Source organism: Bacillus sp. V33-4 (genome assembly GCF_002860225.1).
Lineage (GTDB): Bacteria > Bacillota > Bacilli > Bacillales > Cytobacillaceae > Bacillus_BJ > Bacillus_BJ canaveralius.
In genome coordinates this window covers 21,397-37,472 of record NZ_PGVC01000023.1, presented here as the reverse complement: position 1 = coordinate 37,472, position 16,076 = coordinate 21,397, and the positions used below count along the sequence as shown (strand labels likewise).

The 16,076-nt window shown below is 42.4% G+C and carries 15 protein-coding genes; 8 read left to right on the top strand and 7 right to left on the bottom strand.

Features of this window, described 5'->3' with window-relative positions:
* Positions 1–155: 155 nt before the first annotated feature.
* Together CVD23_RS08630 and CVD23_RS08625 are read right to left on the bottom strand one after the other, a co-directional pair.
* On the bottom strand, positions 156–2,969 hold the full coding sequence (locus tag CVD23_RS08630; RefSeq protein ID WP_101665768.1) for a DEAD/DEAH box helicase: 2,814 nt from the start codon (positions 2,967–2,969) through the stop codon (positions 156–158).
* On the bottom strand, positions 2,962–4,590 hold the full coding sequence (locus tag CVD23_RS08625; RefSeq protein ID WP_101665767.1) for an SWIM zinc finger family protein: 1,629 nt from the start codon (positions 4,588–4,590) through the stop codon (positions 2,962–2,964). Before CVD23_RS08625 ends, CVD23_RS08630 begins: the two co-directional genes overlap by 8 nt.
* 453 nt (positions 4,591–5,043) lie before the next feature.
* On the opposite strand from CVD23_RS08625, the gene CVD23_RS08620 reads away from it, so the two are divergent.
* Both CVD23_RS08620 and CVD23_RS08615 read left to right on the top strand, forming a co-directional pair.
* A complete protein-coding gene (locus CVD23_RS08620) occupies positions 5,044–5,706 on the top strand; it encodes a hypothetical protein (protein WP_101665766.1) in 663 nt (220 codons plus the stop codon).
* Positions 5,707–5,719: 13 nt separating this feature from the next.
* Positions 5,720–7,012, top strand: a complete 1,293-nt coding sequence (locus CVD23_RS08615; RefSeq protein WP_101665765.1) for an efflux RND transporter periplasmic adaptor subunit — start codon at positions 5,720–5,722, stop codon at positions 7,010–7,012.
* Between the two features lie 454 nt (positions 7,013–7,466).
* On the opposite strand, the gene CVD23_RS08610 is transcribed toward CVD23_RS08615, so the two are convergent.
* A complete protein-coding gene (locus CVD23_RS08610) occupies positions 7,467–8,516 on the bottom strand; it encodes a C40 family peptidase (protein ID WP_101665764.1) in 1,050 nt (349 codons plus the stop codon).
* A gap of 125 nt (positions 8,517–8,641) precedes the next feature.
* Here CVD23_RS08610 and CVD23_RS21915 point away from each other — a divergent pair, with 125 nt between their 5' ends.
* Positions 8,642–8,791 (top strand): hypothetical protein, encoded by a 150-nt coding sequence (locus tag CVD23_RS21915; protein WP_180955607.1) that lies wholly within the window; start codon positions 8,642–8,644, stop codon positions 8,789–8,791.
* Positions 8,792–8,812: 21 nt separating this feature from the next.
* On the opposite strand, the gene CVD23_RS08605 is transcribed toward CVD23_RS21915, so the two are convergent.
* Positions 8,813–9,679: a helix-turn-helix domain-containing protein gene (locus CVD23_RS08605; protein WP_101665763.1), complete on the bottom strand. Its 867-nt coding sequence runs from the start codon at positions 9,677–9,679 to the stop codon at positions 8,813–8,815.
* 203 nt (positions 9,680–9,882) lie between these two features.
* On the opposite strand from CVD23_RS08605, the gene CVD23_RS22440 reads away from it, so the two are divergent.
* The 3 genes from CVD23_RS22440 to CVD23_RS08595 all read left to right on the top strand — a co-directional run bounded on the left by CVD23_RS22440 (position 9,883) and on the right by CVD23_RS08595 (position 13,062).
* Entirely contained in the window at positions 9,883–10,008 is a 126-nt protein-coding gene (locus CVD23_RS22440) for a hypothetical protein (RefSeq protein ID WP_257985628.1), read from the top strand.
* A 299-nt stretch (positions 10,009–10,307) separates the two neighbouring features.
* Complete coding sequence (locus tag CVD23_RS08600; RefSeq protein ID WP_101665762.1) at positions 10,308–10,649, top strand: hypothetical protein; 342 nt, start codon at positions 10,308–10,310, stop codon at positions 10,647–10,649.
* 415 nt (positions 10,650–11,064) lie between these two features.
* Entirely contained in the window at positions 11,065–13,062 is a 1,998-nt protein-coding gene (locus tag CVD23_RS08595; protein WP_101665761.1) for a penicillin-binding transpeptidase domain-containing protein, read from the top strand.
* Between the two features lie 31 nt (positions 13,063–13,093).
* On the opposite strand, the gene CVD23_RS08590 is transcribed toward CVD23_RS08595, so the two are convergent.
* Complete coding sequence (locus tag CVD23_RS08590; RefSeq protein ID WP_101665760.1) at positions 13,094–13,321, bottom strand: hypothetical protein; 228 nt, start codon at positions 13,319–13,321, stop codon at positions 13,094–13,096.
* Between the two features lie 253 nt (positions 13,322–13,574).
* Here CVD23_RS08590 and gloA2 point away from each other — a divergent pair, with 253 nt between their 5' ends.
* On the top strand, positions 13,575–13,961 hold the full coding sequence (gene gloA2 / locus CVD23_RS08585; protein WP_101665759.1) for an SMU1112c/YaeR family gloxylase I-like metalloprotein: 387 nt from the start codon (positions 13,575–13,577) through the stop codon (positions 13,959–13,961).
* Positions 13,962–14,098: 137 nt separating this feature from the next.
* Here the strand turns inward: gloA2 and CVD23_RS21910 are convergent, their stop codons facing one another.
* On the bottom strand, positions 14,099–14,236 hold the full coding sequence (locus CVD23_RS21910) for a hypothetical protein (protein WP_180955606.1): 138 nt from the start codon (positions 14,234–14,236) through the stop codon (positions 14,099–14,101).
* Positions 14,237–14,306: 70 nt separating this feature from the next.
* A complete protein-coding gene (locus CVD23_RS08580; RefSeq protein ID WP_101665758.1) occupies positions 14,307–15,104 on the bottom strand; it encodes an SGNH/GDSL hydrolase family protein in 798 nt (265 codons plus the stop codon).
* 224 nt (positions 15,105–15,328) lie between these two features.
* On the opposite strand from CVD23_RS08580, the gene CVD23_RS08575 reads away from it, so the two are divergent.
* Complete coding sequence (locus CVD23_RS08575) at positions 15,329–16,069, top strand: YveK family protein (protein ID WP_101665757.1); 741 nt, start codon at positions 15,329–15,331, stop codon at positions 16,067–16,069.
* Positions 16,070–16,076: the final 7 nt, after the last annotated feature.

Sequence of the window (16,076 nt, the reverse complement as noted above, 5' to 3'; positions counted from 1 at the left end):
AGTAAAGATTTTTGCTGCAGATAGGACCGCTACATTTGCAATATCGTTTTGGAATCGACTTTTAGGCCAAATTTAGCCATTTCTGCTTCAATAAGAAGCCTCGGTAACCCTTTTTATGGTCCCGCTGACACTACTAGCGTAATAGCAATCCATCTTTACGTCAGATGCACCAGCTCGCGGAGGTCATCAGTGGACATCTCGGTAATCCAGCTTTCGCTTTGGATCACCTGGTCGTTGAGCGTCTGCTTTTTTTCGAGCATTGCATCGATTTTTTCTTCAAGCGTTCCGGTGCTGATCAGTTTGTGGACGTGGACGAAACGCTTTTGTCCGATCCGGTAGGCACGGTCGGTTGCCTGGTTTTCAACGGCCGGATTCCACCAGCGATCGTAATGGATCACGTGGTTGGCGGCCGTCAAATTCAGGCCGGTTCCTCCTGCCTTCAAGGACAACAGGAAGACGGGGAATTCGTGCTCTTGAAAACGCTGGATCATGTCGTCTCGCTGGTTCTTCGGAACGCTCCCATTTAGAAAAGGAATCTTCAAGTTATATTTTTTCTCCAGCAATGTACGGATTATTTCACCCATCTCAATATATTGGGTAAAAATTAAACAGCTTTCCTTCTGTTCAAGAACAGCTTCGACGAGCTCAGCCAATTTCTCTAGCTTCACGGAGCGTTCAAGCAGCAGTTGCGGCTTCTGTTCTTTTAAATAGAGGGCCGGGTGATTGCAAAGCTGCTTTAAGCGGCTGAGCATTTGCAGGATTAAACCTTTTCGTGCAAGGCCCGATAGCTGTTCGATCTCGGCAAAGGTATCGCGGATGAGCTGCTCATACAAAGATGCCTGTTCCGCTGTGAGCGGGCAATATTCCTTTTGCTCGAGTTTATCCGGCAAATTAAGGGCAACCTCTTCATCCTTTTTTGTTCGCCGCAATAAAAATGGCCTGATCATCCTTTGTAATTCTTTAACCTTCTCCTGCTTGTCGTCCTTTTCGATCGGGATGACAAAGCGCTTTTGGAATTGGCCAAGGTTGCCGAGATAGCCATGGTTTGTAAAATCAAAGATCGACCACAGCTCGGACAGGCGGTTTTCCATCGGTGTCCCCGTTAACGCAATATGGTGGAGCCCCTTTAGCTTGCGGACGGCCCGCGATTGCTTCGTCTGGGCGTTTTTAATGTTTTGTGCTTCATCAATCGAAATCGAACTCCACGATAACGATTCAAAATCCTCAAGATCGAGATTGATAAGCCCATACGATGTCAGCACGACGTCAGCCTCAGCTGATTTTTCCTTGAATGCGTCACCCTTTAAACGGTTTGGACCATAGTGAAGGTACACATTGAGGCCGGGCGAGAACTTCTCAAGCTCTTTTTGCCAGTTGCCGAGCACGGAGGTAGGACAGACGATCAATGCAGCCCCTGAATTTTCCTGAGCTTTTACGGTTAACAAATAGGAAATCAGCTGGACTGTTTTTCCGAGCCCCATGTCATCGGCGAGAACGGCCCCAAATCCGTATTTTCGCAAAAAGAGGAGCCAGCTCATCCCGAGCACCTGGTAAGGGCGCAGTTCCCCGTTGAAAGCCTCAGGGACCGGTTCAGCAGGAATCTCTTTTATTTCCGAAAGCTGTTTGATCATTTGTTTCCATTGCCGGTTCAGTTCAATTTGAATGCGGGCAAACGCTTTTGGATTCTCAAGATCTGTCCCTGCTTCATCCTCATCCGTTGCAAGCTGCTGCTCCAACAGGTCACGGACGTGAAGGCCTTCTTTTTCCGCCTTTTTCATTAAGTCCTGGATCTGGCGGATGAACTGCGGATCAAGCTTGATCCAACGGCCGCGAATATAGACAAGCCGTCTCTTTTCGGCAACAAGCTTGCTGAACTCCTCCTCGGAAAGGTCAACACCATTCATCGAAAAGCGCCAGTCATAGTCAACTATCGCAGACAAGCCGACAAATGAAGGGCGATGGCTTCCTGTCCCTTTTAAACGAGCTTTTATTTTTAAATTGGCGGCCTGCATTGCGTGCCACCAGGCTGGAAGCAAAATTTCAACGCCAAGAGCGAGCAGGAGCTCACTCGTTTCCGTCAGGAAAAACCAGGCTTCTTCTTCGCTTAAGGTGTTTCGGAAGCGATCACGTTTATTTAATGACGGAACAAGCAGGGCGAACCGCTCGAGTTCACGATCAATTTTTTCTGCGTGAAGCTTCCATTTGTGCGGATAGGCTGAACGGTCATCGACGTCAACAATCGTGTCCGGATTATTTTTATCGCGAAGAAAAGCACCCAAACTCCATTCATCATCCACTTCCTCAGGCTCTTGCAGCCGCAGTCCGATTGTAAATGGCGCAGTATCTTCTTTAATCCCGATCCACTCCGCCCATCTATCTTCATCAAAAAACTCGGCAAGCTGCCTGGCATCGATCTGGTTGCTTTTCAAAATCTCCAATTTTTTTTCGAAAAGCTCTTTCATACCCCGGTTCCGGCTCAGATACGCATCAAGGGAGCGGGCAAACCACTCATGAATGAACGGGCGGACAGGAACCGGCTCTGAATGCTCCCAGAAGGACGGATCAAATTCTTTGTAAACACGCTCGGGTAGCGCCCACTGAAAGCTCTCCTGTTCCCATGCAGCAAAATCGGGGATCCAGTCCTTTTCGACGATCGCCTCATGAACGGCGGGGGCAGCCGCAATGCAGAGTTCAGCCGTTTCATTCCAGTCCCACTCGATTAACCGGTTGAATTGTTCCTTTGCAAACAAGGTTGCCAGCTGCCAACCGTTCACGGCAATACCCAAAATGCCTTGATGCCTTTCTATATCAAGAACGGTTCCGAAATAGCTTTCTTCATGGCGGTGGAACAAGAGGCTCTTCCATTTGCCCGGGTCGAGCAGCTCCTCCGCTTCATCCTCAGCCGTTATTAAATAACGGTTGTCATTGATAGTCTGAACATTTATTTTTAAATACCTCGTTTTAAGCATGGATCAGTTTACTCCTTTTACATTCTTCATGAAAGGCGCGCAGCCGTTTAGTCCTGAAGAGCAACTCTTCCATAAATTCTTCCCACTCGCTGACCAGGCCGATTTTTTTATAAATCGTCCGCAGTTTTTTCAAATAGCGGACCGCCTCCTGGTAATTGCCCCTGCTTTTCATATCAATATTCTTTTGAATCGATTGATGGTAAAGGGGAAGGAGGACCGACGGGCTCTCCTTCTGGATCGACTTTATACGCTCATTTGAAACCAAGCCGATGTCGAAGCCGATATAAGAGATGAGCTCACCCCATTTTTCATAAAGGCCGTGTTCAAATAAGAATTGTTCATATTCCATATAACTGTATGGCAGAGTATACAACAGGGCCCGTTCATAAAGATCCGTGCGCCCGTTCTCTGTGCAAAATCGCATAATTGCCCGAAGCGACAGTTCAGTAAATTCGCGGCTGACACGATACTCCCTTAGCGATCGGACATATTCCCTTAAGTATTGGATAAAAAGTTCGGTATAAGGAACCATCCTTTTCCACGCTTTTTGGCCGGTGAGCATTTCGAGCCAAACAAGGTAATAAGGGGCTGCTTCCATGCCAAGAGAATTCAAAATGTCGAGAGCAGCTTCATCTTTACTTGTAAGCACATATTGATGAGCAAGCCCGATACTCAATGAAATCGAACCGTTTATTTTGCTAAGCTTCTCAAGCTTGGCCGTTTCCTGCTCGCGCCAACCGCCGCGCTTGAAAAAATTTGTCCACAGGAACCGGTATAAATAAATCCCTTCATACCAAAAGGCGGATTCATTTTCATCTTCGAGGAGCAGGATCGAGTCGTCTTTTAGCCTCGACACAAAAGCATCAAATGCAAACGGCAAAGAATGAATCGACAATTTATTGACCGCATCCTCGATTTCTTCTATTAAGAAATGGGAGACATGTCTGTAATAGCGGTTAATCATTTCTTCTGTATGGCCAAAATCTTTACTAATCCTTGATACATTGCTAAAAGCATGCAAGGCTCCAACAAGTTCATAAAGGGTCCGCCATTCTGCTTCAACCGGGGCACCGGCTCTGAGCCGCCGCACATAAACTTCAAAAAGCTCTTTAAATACATAAGGCTTCGGTTCGCCGTTTCCCGTCATAATCGAATTAAAGCTTTCCGTAAAAGCGTTGACCCACTTATCATAATCAGGTTTTAAGCTGCCGGTTGATTTTAATAAATCCTTGGCCCGCTGCATGCCCCAAGTTGCCGCAGCCTTCTTATCCTTCACTGGCTGGCGCCACTCTTCAATCCATTCGGCGACACTCCCGACATGGGAATAGGCCTGGAAAAAAACCGCGAGCTGATGGCGGCAAATCCCTTCACCGGGGCAAGAGCATTCACTCAGCTCCGGAAAGCTCAGGTCGAGGTTGACCCGAGCCGGCGTTACATCCTGAACAGAGGCATGCGCAATCTCCTGGTCCATCTTCAGTTTAGAAACCAGTCCTTGCCGGTAAAGCATAAACCCTTTTTGGACGAGCTTGTCGTCTCTTTCATCCCCGGCGATCAGCAAATCGTTCATTTTTGCCGCTCCAAACTGGAGCAGCTCTATATAGTAATCAGGAACTACAGTCATGAAAAGAACCTCCCGTTGTAGCAGTCCAAATAAAAAAAGTCATATTCTTTTATTATACCTAAAAAAGCAGGGGTTTAGGAGAGGAAGAGCGAATAACGAAACAAAGAACTAACAATTAAGTCAATTACACAATATAACAAGCTAAACCGAAAAACGAATGAAGTTGTCTAGATATCAGGAGTATGCCGTAGGAAACGAACGCTTAACTTTAAGTAACTGTTCGTTTTTCACTTAAAGAATGCTATATAAAATTCATTCAATTGAAAGTTTTAATATAGGAGAAAAATTAAATTTCAATGGTTAAAAGCTTGTTTATAAAAGAATTCATAAATAATCATATCTGAATTCTCCATTTTAAGTGGAATTAATTGATAGATATGAGACCATTTACATTTACCATTATTTAGCTTTTAGGTTAAAATGATAGCAGAATACCTATTTGGAGGACCTGTCATGTTTTTTCAAAATAAGCTTATCAAAGGCTTGCGGGATCCAGCCCGATTTTTCTACCAATTGACTGAGGCGGAGCGGGTGACAGGATTGTGGAACCGTGCAGTTCTATTAGTGCTGGCAAGCATGTTGATTTTCGGGATCAGTACATATACAGGCATAGGAACGGAAATTTTATCGAAAGAAATAACACAGCTGCCAATTAGCGAATTCGAAGCGCATAAGGCACTCTTTGCTGTCGGTCAGATCATTTGGGGCCTATTTTATGCAGCTTTGGTTTTATTTGTCCCTTCCTTGTTTTTTTGGACACTCACCGATACCGAATATAAAAAGCTGATTGTTGTCCAAATGCTCGTCCTGCTTATTTTGTTAGTTGAAAAATTAATATTGATTCCTTTCCAAATTACGTTTGGTCTCGATCAATTTTCCTCGCCTTTTTCATTGGGAGTTATCGCGCAATATCTTTCGATCCATCCGTTTTTTGTTTATTTTCTGGCCTCGATAACAGTTTTCAAGATATGGGGCATGGCCCTTCAATATAAAGCTCTTAAATTATTATCCGATAAAAATCCAAAAATCCTTCTATTAATGATCATCTCTATCAATCTCGCAGCCTGGTTATTTTCAGCTCTTATTGCATACATAGAATTTGAAAAGGTCTTGTAAGGAGGGGAGAATCTTGAAGTGGAGAATAAACTGGAAAAAAACCTCACTGATTGCTGGCTTAATCTTGTTCCTTTCAGCCAATCTCTATTTACTTTTTAAAAGTGAAAGTGAAATCATTAGGGCTGCGCGCGTCGAAAAGTGGACAACCGTGAAACAACAAAACTTGAGAGAAACGATGAAAGCTACCGGCAAGGTCGCCCCGTTTGAGGAATTTCATGTTTATTTTAATAAAGAACGCGGAAATTTGAGCGATATTTTAGTAGAAGAAGGCGATGCAGTCGAATCGGGCACACCGTTAATCGAATATTCTTCGAGTAATACGGAGAATGAGATTAGTAATCTCGAGGCGGAAATTACCCGTGCAGAAGAGGAGATCTCCCGCCTCGATGACCATATCATGGAGCTGGAGTCTCTCCAGTCTGATACTTCTTCCTACGACTCTTATGATTCATCCAGTTCATTCGATGACTCAACCGACTCGTTCGATGATACATCCGATGACTTTGATTCCGCCGATTCATACGGGTCCGGCAATAGCTCGAACGAAGTGATAAACTATTCAATCCAGCAAGAAATTCTCAATAAAGAGCTTAGAATTGCGGAGCTTGAAGCTGAAATCGTCAAGTATGAGGAAATCATAACGGCGCTTGAGGAAGGCTTAACAGAGATGACCGTCAACAGTGAGCTGGATGGCTGGGTAAAGAGTGTGCGCCATGATTTGGGCAATCCAATTGTAAAGATCATATCGAACCAGCAAAAAGTAGAGGGCATGTTGCCTGAAGACAAGTTTTTGAAGCTGTCAGAAGGAATGAAGGCGTCTGTCACCTCTCCGATTGTGAGTGGGAAACGTGAAGGCACTGTCGAGAAGATCGCCGGCTTTGCTTCAGACAATCCCGAAAATGGCCAAGCCAGCAGCTATCCGTTTCAAATTCATCTTGAAGAAAACTTTAAAGGCCTGGTGCACGGCTCCAATGTTGATGTCACCTTAATAACGAAGGAAGCAAAAGATGCGCTCACCGTCCCGGCGGCAAGCATTAAAAGAAAAGGCAGTGTCTATGTAATGGCCGGGAACGGCAAATTAAGCAGGCAAGCTGTCCAGCCGGGATTGGAAGTGAACGGCACGAAAGAAATTGTCAAAGGAGTGAAACAGGGCGAATTCATCGTGCTCGAATCAACTTCCAAACTGCGCAACAAAACTCCTTTCTATACCCCGGTGGAAACAGGAAAATGGAGCAAAAAAGCGTTCAAACAGTTGGATAAAAAGGAATATATCAAGTATATTATTACAGGATTTTTGCAAATGTGAGCAGGATGATCCCTTTCATCAGAGAGGGATTTTTTCTTGTAAGAGCAGGTTTACGATTGTGAACTGAGTGGTAATAAAGATAGTGCGCAAAAAATGTTCCTCATTGTGTGTATTAAGAGAACAGCAAATTCGATTATATAATTTCAGATAACAAAGCAGATAGATTATAGTTGAGCACTCAATATTTATAGTCGCGAAATCGGATTTACGAGCGGAACACCAGATTTACGAGCGAAAAATCAAATTTACGAGCGAAAAACCAGATTTACGGGCGAAAAATCAAATTTACGAGCGAAAAACGAAATTTACGAGTGAAAACCATATTTATGATCGAAGAAAGACTGACTATGTTGCATCCTTGCGTAAAATTCGAGCTTCGCGGTCAAAATCTAGCAATAAGCAGCCGTAGTAAAAAAGACACCCGCCGACTAAGTCGGCAGGTGCAGCTAAAAAATTAATAGAATCTCTTAAAGCCATCAAAATGGCTTTGGTAATAGCTATTATTAAGGTTCGAGATTGAGACGCCCTGCGATGAGTTGGCATGGATGAACTCGTTGTTTCCGAGATAAATTCCCATATGCGAGATTCCTGCTTTATATGTATTTTCAAAGAATACGAGATCACCTGGTTGCGGTTCGTTTACATAATATGAGCGGCTGTAATATCCTTCTGACGATAAGCGGGCGATTTGTTTGCCTGATTGCTTAAAAACATAAAAAATAAAACCGCTGCAATCAAATCCTCCCGGTGCTGAACCTGCCCACTGATACGGGGTTCCGAGCAAGCTTTTAGCTGTATTTAATAAGCCTGAAACCTCACTAACGGGATTCGAAGGCTGTACGACAACCGGCGGCAGATTGGGAGCAACCACTGGAGCAGCAGCTGTTGCAGTTATCTTTAACTTTTGGCCGACATAAATAAGGTCTGAGGAAAGACTATTCCAGGTTTTTAGCTGCTGAACCGAAACGCCAAAGCTTCTGCCGATATGTCCTAAAGTATCACCCGGTTTTATAACGTATTCCGTTACGTTTGCAGGCTCAGCTTGTACAGGAGGAGCAGACACCTGTGGCGGCGTCGAAACGACAGCCGGGCCTGTGTTCAATGGGCTGGAAACAAGCAGTTTTTGGTCTGGGTAGATGAGATGGTCTTTAAGGTTATTCCATGAGGAAAGCTCAGCCAGACTGATGCCGTGCTGGTTGGCAATTTTAATCATTGTGTCGCCCTTCACAATCGTATACGTTTTTGCTGTTTGTAAAACTGGGGGCTGTACACTTTGTCCGGGGACATTGGCGGTTTGTGAAATTTTTAACTGTTGGTTGATCAATATTAAATCTGACTGCAAGCTATTAATCTGCTTAAGTTCGGCGACACTTGTATTCTTTTTTTTCGCAATCCCGGAAAGGGTATCCCCTTTTTGAACCGTGTATGTATTGGCGGAAACAGTAGCCGAGAAGCCAGTGGTTAGTACAGCAACAGTAGCCAGTGAAGCCAGTTTCTTTTTCATAATCTTTGATATTCACTCCTTTTTTTCTATTATTGCAACTATTTTATCACATGTTTCGTCTAATAAATGCAATAAGTGACAAACTTTTCAGCAAGATTTAAAAAAATGCAAAGGAAGATAGACTAATGATTGATAGCAAACAGGACCAAGACTGCTTTTCTGAGATTATCAAAAAAGCGTACGAAAAAGGTTTGAACGAAAAGGACATAACGGTTGATCAAATACTTCAAGAACTCGAATTGGACTTGCAACTCATTTTTTCTAGAAAAATCTAAAAAAATGGTGACCTGATTCAGTCACCATTTTTTTATTTTGCTCTTTATAAAATGGATGTACTTATCAACCTTTTGCAGTTCAAAGATAATCAATGCCTTTTCCATATAGGTTTTTGCCAATGAAAAATCGTCTTGCAGCTCATAATTGTAACCAATATGGTAATGGAATTCCCCGAGCAAGTACAGATTGTCCCGTTCCAAACACCAGTCGATTGCTTCTTTGCAGGCATCGTTTGAAGCTTTGTAGTGCTGCAGCCTTGTGAAGGTACGCGCTGTGTTATATAGAACCCTGCTTTTGATCGTTTCGTCCTGTACATGGGGAAGCAGTTCTAAATGTTCTTTTGCTGGAAGATAGACGTCCAGCGCAGCTTCCAACTCTTTTTCTTCGAAGTAGATATTGCCTTTGCAAATTTCAATTTCGATTTCCCGTTCCTTCCAGACCTTTTCATGGGTCAGCAAAATCGCTTCATCAAGAAGAATAAACGCTTTTGTCAGGTTTTTGTTTAATTCATATTCACAAATTCCTTTATGCCATAATAACAGCTGCTGGTTTTTCCGGTTTTGCGAAAATAACGGATTATTTTCTTCAGAATTAATAATCTCCTTGATTCCCTGATAGTCGATATTGCGGCGAGCTTTGTTTAACAGGCGGGTCACCTCTTGAACATAATCGAGCCTCGGTGTAGTGCCGATATTGAAAAAGTAGTTTACATCAACGCCAAGCCGCTGTGAGATTAAATACAGTGTCGAGGCGAACGGGAATACATCCCCTTTTTCGATTTTGCTGATTTGCGCCTGGGTACAAATACCCTTTGCTAATTCTGTTTGTGACAACCCCATAAGCTTCCGTAATTCTTTAATTTTTTCACCAATCGCTAAAAAATCCATTATTCCACATCCCGAAAATATGCCTAGAGTTATATTATTTTAGAAAAAGGAAAGGAAACAGCAGAAAACTACAAAAAAATCCGCTATAAACGCTCCTAATCCAGAATCAATCAAATTTCTAATTATGTTTTAATAGGCTTGTAAGCAATTGTTACTACCTCAAGCTTAGCAAAAAATCAAATGATTTTGAAGGAGGGCTTGTCATGAAAAAACGATTCATCGTGTTTTTAGCTGTAATGACCATCGTATTTGGCGCTGGCTTTGTTGGATCTAGTGTTGGAACCAACGAACTTCCAACAGTGTATCACGAGCTTCCAACAGTTTACTAAGAATTTCTGCTGCAGCTTTCTAATCTTATTCACCCAGTATGTTTTATCTGTTTTACGAACAATACCTTTTAATCTCCTTTTGCCGCTTTGGAAACAAGGCGGCCTTTTTATACAAATTTATAGGTTATTAACATTTACATAGGAAAAATATGCTTATAATTATATAAATAGCTGAAAACAGTGGAATAGAAGCCGGTAACACCGATAATCAGCGACAAAAGCGCTATATAACTGAAAAACATGATTTTTTCACTTCTGTTAAAGTAAAATAAATCCTTTTCCAAAAAGAGGTGTATAAATTGAAAGATATCGAAATGAATGTCTTCCCCACATTTAAAGAAGACGAGTGTGCGATCATTTTCTCATTTCATTTTAAGCAAGAACACCACAAAATTGGCGAGGCTGTCATTTATACAACCACAGAAGGATTCAGCACAAGATATGAAGTTGATAAAAATCAAAGCGAGCAAGTAAAAGAAACTGTCGCACGGCTTGATCGGCTGTCGGTAACAGAAGAGTATAAAACGGTTTCGATGGAAAAAATCTATCAATTTCTCGAATTGATCGGCGTTCAAAAATGCTTTGTGGATCAAGAACCTTCAATAAACTATCTTAAATCGCGTTACTTAGTGCAAAAGTAGAAAAAGGATTATCCTGCCCACCAGCTTGCGGATAATCCCTTTTTTTGTCGAAAAAGGTTGACAAATATTTGAAACTCCAAATCTCGCTTTTTCGTCTAATGAAGAGAAGGGAAAAAGTCCAGTGAGGAGAAATGAACTTGATGATTTGGCTATATTCGGCGATCGGTGTTTTTTTGTTTATGGTCATTCTTGAAGAAGCGGTTAATTATTTTTGGTCCCGCTATCTTTACGGAAAAAATGACAAAGGGGCTTAAATTGGGGATCATGCTACGGCTTTTATTCATGTTTAATTTATGTTTGAATATACTTAAGGGGTTGGTTGAAACTTCAGCCAGCCTATTTTGATTTGAGATTTTGTCGAATGTTATTTAAAATAGAAAGATAGAATGGGAATTTCAGACAGAGGGGGAGAACCTTGAGGAAAACTATTTATTTTTTCGTAATTGCCCTTGCGGCGTTACTGGCCGGGTGCAATAACGACCCGACTCCGGAGGATCGGTTCAGTAAATATGTTGAACTGTGGAATGAGCAAAAATTTGAAGACATGTACGATTATTTAACCGCTGATGCGAAAGAAGCGGTAACAAAGAAAGAGTATGTCGAACGCTATCAAAAAGTTTATAGTGATCTCGAAATATCTGATTTAAAGATCAAATTTGACCCTCCTGAAGAAAAAGCAGAAGGGGAAGAAGCTAGATTTTCATTCTCGGCAAAAATGAACAGTTTGGCAGGCCCTATTTCCTTTAAGCACCAGGCTCCGTTGAAACAGGAGACCCAGAATGAGAAAGAGAACTGGTTTGTCGATTGGGATACGACGTTTATTTTTCCTGAGCTTGGAGCGGGGGATAAAATTGGACTCTCATCGGTTCCGTCGGTAAGAGGCGAGATTGTCGACCGAAATGATAATGGGCTTGCGGTCAACGGGACCGCCCTTGAAATCGGTATCGTGCCTGCGCAAATGGAAGGAAACCGCGAAGATATTATTTCCAGAGTGGCGGGCTTGCTTGGAATCGAAGCCGCCCAGATTGACAAGGCTTTGAATGCCGAGTGGGTCCAGCCGGATTACTTTGTGCCTATCAAGAAAATACCCGTGGAGAATCAAGAATTGCTTGCACAGTTGATGGAAATTCCATCAGTACTCAAAAAAGATGTTCCAGCCCGTGTCTATCCTTACAAGGACGCAGCTGCACAGTTGGTCGGTTACGTAGGGCCGGTAACAGCTGAGGAGCTCAAGGAATTAGCGAGTAAAGGCTATTCGAGCAATGATGTGATCGGCAAACGAGGAATGGAGCAGGTTCTCGAGGAAAGATTGAAGGGACAGAACGGTTCAAAAATCTATATTAAAAAAGAAGACGGCTCTGAAGTGCTGCTTGCCGAAAAAGAAGTCGCCAATGGCGAAAACGTCAAGCTGACGATCGATATCGGTTTGCAAAGCACGATGTTCAATGAGCTCGCCGGCGAAGCGGGCACTGGTACAGCAATGAACCCGGTAACCGGAGAAACATTGGCACTAGTCAGCAGCCCTGCATTTGATCCGAACACAATTGCTTTAGGCGCAACGGGACAATATTGGCAGTCTATTGAAGAAAACCCGCAGAAGCCATTGACGACCCGTTTTAAGCAAACATATGCACCGGGATCTGTCATCAAGCCGATCACGGCCGCAATCGGCTTAAAAGAAGGTGTGATTACACCTGAGCAGCAGATGGAAGTCGATGGGCTGCAATGGCAAAAAGACAACTCATGGGGAAGCTACAAGATTACCAGGGTAACCGACCCGAACGGCCCGGTTAACTTGGATCGCGCCTTGCTCCTCTCGGATAATATTTATTTTGCTCAGGCTGCCCTGGCGCTCGGTGCAGAAAAGTTAACAGCAGGGCTAAAAAGTTTTGGTTTTGAAGAGGAGTTTGGCTATGCATTCCCATTGGAAAACTCTAAAATCGGCGAGCTTGATAACGAAGTCCGTCTCGCTGACTCAGGTTACGGACAAGGACATATCGAAATGAACATCGTCCATTTAGCCTCTACGTATACACCTTTTGTGAATAACGGAACGATGATTAAACCGATTTTGCTGGCAGAAGAGCAAACAGCGCAGCCTTTGAAAGAAAACCTGGTTGATGAGACGGTACTAGCGCAAATCAATAATTCGTTAAGAAAAGTGGTCGAAGACCCGAGCGGTACGGCGCACTCTGCCCGGATCGACGGTTATCCGCTTGCCGGAAAAACCGGAACAGCTGAACTAAAAGAAAAACAGGGCGAAAAAGGAACGGAAAACGGCTGGTTTGTCGCATACAATGTTGAAAATCCGAATTTACTAATCGCCATGATGATAGAAGGCGTGGAAAATAAAGGCGGATCAAAGCCAGTAGTCAGCCGCGTGAAAAATGTTTTCCAAAGCAGCAGGCAATAATAATGTCGTGTTAACGAAAAAGCCCCTTTCATCACTCGAAAGGGGTTTTTTCCGTTGCATGAGCTTTATCGTTCGTACGCTTCGCATTTCGTTGTCCTACACCAATATAAATGCTAAGCAGCAAAAAATAGGACAAGAGAAGAATCGTCCATATCGATGAAGATAGATTAATCTTCTCTTCGAAAATGGCCAGGAACAGCCCTGTTAAAAAGATCAGAATGATATAGAGTAACAATCCATTCCTAACAATCCACTTCATATCCGAAGATCCCTCCCTACTTGATAAATCATAATCTTTAGTATGGCTTGCGGGAGAACATGTTATACAAAATTCAGGAGATTTCAATATCTTTTCGAGGTTGATTTCGTTTGGAAGTGAGTTAACGTTTTTGTGATTTCGGTGAGGGCTCTTCTAACTTAGTATTTAATCCATGTTACAGCAATGATAAAATCAAACCATACAAGCGCAGGGGCAGATTGATAAATAAAATGGCTAAAAGGAGTGTTCGGACTTGAAAATCAATCATATTCATCATATCGCAATTATTTGTTCTAACTATCAAAAATCAAAGCATTTCTACATAAATATATTGGGCTGCAAAGTGATCGAGGAGACGTATCGAGCAGAACGTGATTCCTATAAACTGGATCTGCGCATTGGCGAAACAGGGCAGATCGAATTATTTTCTTTTCCAAACCCAGTCAAACGTCCAACTGGACCCGAAGCATGCGGATTGCGTCATCTTGCCTTTTCTGTGTCTAACATTGAAGAAAATGTTGAATATCTTAAGCAGCATGGAGTTGCGACAGAACCGATACGAGTGGATGAACTAACAGGAAAGAAATTTACCTTTTTCCGCGACCCGGACGACCTGCCGTTGGAGTTGTATGAAGCGTAATATGAACGATGTCATATAGCGAGAAAATGTATGTGATTTTCAGCATTGAAAAATCCCCTTCACAAACTGAACTGCACGTGAGGGGATTTTAGTTTTTTATGTATTATTATCTCCGAACGAGTACACATGCTGTGTATTTAACCGAGCCATTCCATAAAAAATATCAGGATAAAAATGATCAAGGAATAGAAGGTAACATGAAGCAAAACAGTTGTTAGCGCGTATTTAATATCATCAATAAGTAAGGTTTCCCTTTTTCGGGCTCTTGTTCTCATAGTTATCTCCTCCCTAATGTTATTCTATTAAATAATGGTTCTAGTGGCAATGATTAGTACTATTGCGCTACTAGTTTTTGATTAAAAAGTCCTCAATAAATCCAGCCCAAACCTCATGACCCTTTTCATTAGGCCTGCTCTGGTCCTCCGACAAATACTGTTTAAGGTCCTCACTTTGCTGGTCAGGCCAGGCTGCCCAATGGTCCAGATACGTGATCCCGTTTTGTGCAGCATACTTTTTCAGTTCCTCGACCTGAACGGGATAATAACGCGCTGCATAGAGAGGATGCGGTGGCTGTAAAACAATCACCGTGTGTTCGTTTGCAGCTTGAATGTCAGCTATGATGGTGCTGATATTCTGCAGCGATTGATTGAGCTCAACAACACCGTTATCCAATAAAGTGAATGGTTCAAAAATAACCATATCAGCCTTTTCAGCGGCGATTTCCGCCTGGCTTTCTTGATTGATAAAATCGATTGAGTTCAAACCGTATTGAATCGAATGCACAGTAACTGTTTTCCCATAAGCAGCTTCGATTTTTTCCTTAACCAAAATTGGCCAGCCGTTATCTTCAAGTGACAGAGCTTCCGAACCAGCGAAAAGGATTTTAAATGGCTGCTTTTCAGCCAATGTTGTTTTAAACCGTTCCTGGCTTGCTTCGGGCCAGTTACCGGCAAGGTTTATATAATCGGAGTTGGAACGTTTTGATTTATTTTTAACAGGCGGTGCGGCCTTTTCTACCCGAGACGGAACAGCTCCTGCCTGATTATTCCCCGGAACAGTTGTTTTTTCGTTCCAATAAATTTGTCCCATTATTAAAATAACGGCACAGCATATTGCCAGTATAGTAGTAAAAATAGCCTTCATCAGACGAGTGACCCCCAAAAATTTATAATCTACGACAACATTATTTTTCGGAAATATTTCCCATACACAAAAAATAACTATTAAAAAGGTTCGAAATATTATTTAATAGAAGATATTGCATAATTTGATTTTAAACTAATAAGATTATGCCAACAAACACAAAATTTTACAACATATTATGATATAATACTACTATTATTTATCAAGAATTTTTGGAGGAACAAATGGAAGAGACGATCAGCTTAAGAGAATTATTTCAAACCCTCAGGAAACGACTGAATTTAATCGTGGTGATTACGATTGTTGCCGTTACCGTCTGTGCGATCATCAGTTACTTTATTTTAACCCCAATCTATCAGGCTTCAACCCAGCTGTTAGTCAATCAAAATAAAGAAGAGCAGGCGCTCTATAACGTAAGTGAAGTTCAAACAAACCTGCAATTAATCAATACATACAACGTGATTATTAAAAGTCCTGCCATTCTTGAATTGGTCAAGAAAGAACTGGACTTGGATATTTCAGTCGGCCAGTTGAATGAAAAAATCACCGTGCAAAGTGAACAAAATTCGCAGGTTGTCAATGTAACGGTTCAAGATGAGGATGCATCCCAGGCTGCCGAAATTGCCAATAAAGTAGCTGAAGTATTTCAAAAAGAAATCGTCAGCATTATGAATGTCGATAATGTCAGCATTTTAGCAAACGCGGCTATCACAGATAATCAGGCTCCTGTAAAACCAAATCCATTGTTGAATATCGCGATTGCCATGGTTGTCGGGCTAATGGCAGGAGTCGGACTCGCCTTTCTATTGGAATATCTTGATAACACGATTAAAACGGAGCAGGACATCGAAAAGCTGTTGGAGCTTCCGGTATTAGGTGTGATTACGAAAATAGACGAACAAGAAGATATCCGCTCCCGTGCAGATCGAAAAGCAAAGCTGAGAGGTGAGACAATTGGCTCTTAAAATCACA

Coding starts and splice junctions, on each gene's coding strand:
- CVD23_RS08630 (WP_101665768.1), bottom strand. CDS start 2,969: ATGCTTAAAACGAGGTATTTAAAAATAAATGTTCAGACTATCAATGAC.
- CVD23_RS08625 (WP_101665767.1), bottom strand. CDS start 4,590: ATGACTGTAGTTCCTGATTACTATATAGAGCTGCTCCAGTTTGGAGCG.
- CVD23_RS08620 (WP_101665766.1), top strand. CDS start 5,044: ATGTTTTTTCAAAATAAGCTTATCAAAGGCTTGCGGGATCCAGCCCGA.
- CVD23_RS08610 (WP_101665764.1), bottom strand. CDS start 8,516: ATGAAAAAGAAACTGGCTTCACTGGCTACTGTTGCTGTACTAACCACT.
- CVD23_RS21915 (WP_180955607.1), top strand. CDS start 8,642: ATGATTGATAGCAAACAGGACCAAGACTGCTTTTCTGAGATTATCAAA.
- CVD23_RS08605 (WP_101665763.1), bottom strand. CDS start 9,679: ATGGATTTTTTAGCGATTGGTGAAAAAATTAAAGAATTACGGAAGCTT.
- CVD23_RS22440 (WP_257985628.1), top strand. CDS start 9,883: ATGAAAAAACGATTCATCGTGTTTTTAGCTGTAATGACCATCGTATTT.
- CVD23_RS08590 (WP_101665760.1), bottom strand. CDS start 13,321: ATGAAGTGGATTGTTAGGAATGGATTGTTACTCTATATCATTCTGATC.
- CVD23_RS21910 (WP_180955606.1), bottom strand. CDS start 14,236: ATGAGAACAAGAGCCCGAAAAAGGGAAACCTTACTTATTGATGATATT.
- CVD23_RS08580 (WP_101665758.1), bottom strand. CDS start 15,104: ATGAAGGCTATTTTTACTACTATACTGGCAATATGCTGTGCCGTTATT.
- CVD23_RS08575 (WP_101665757.1), top strand. CDS start 15,329: ATGGAAGAGACGATCAGCTTAAGAGAATTATTTCAAACCCTCAGGAAA.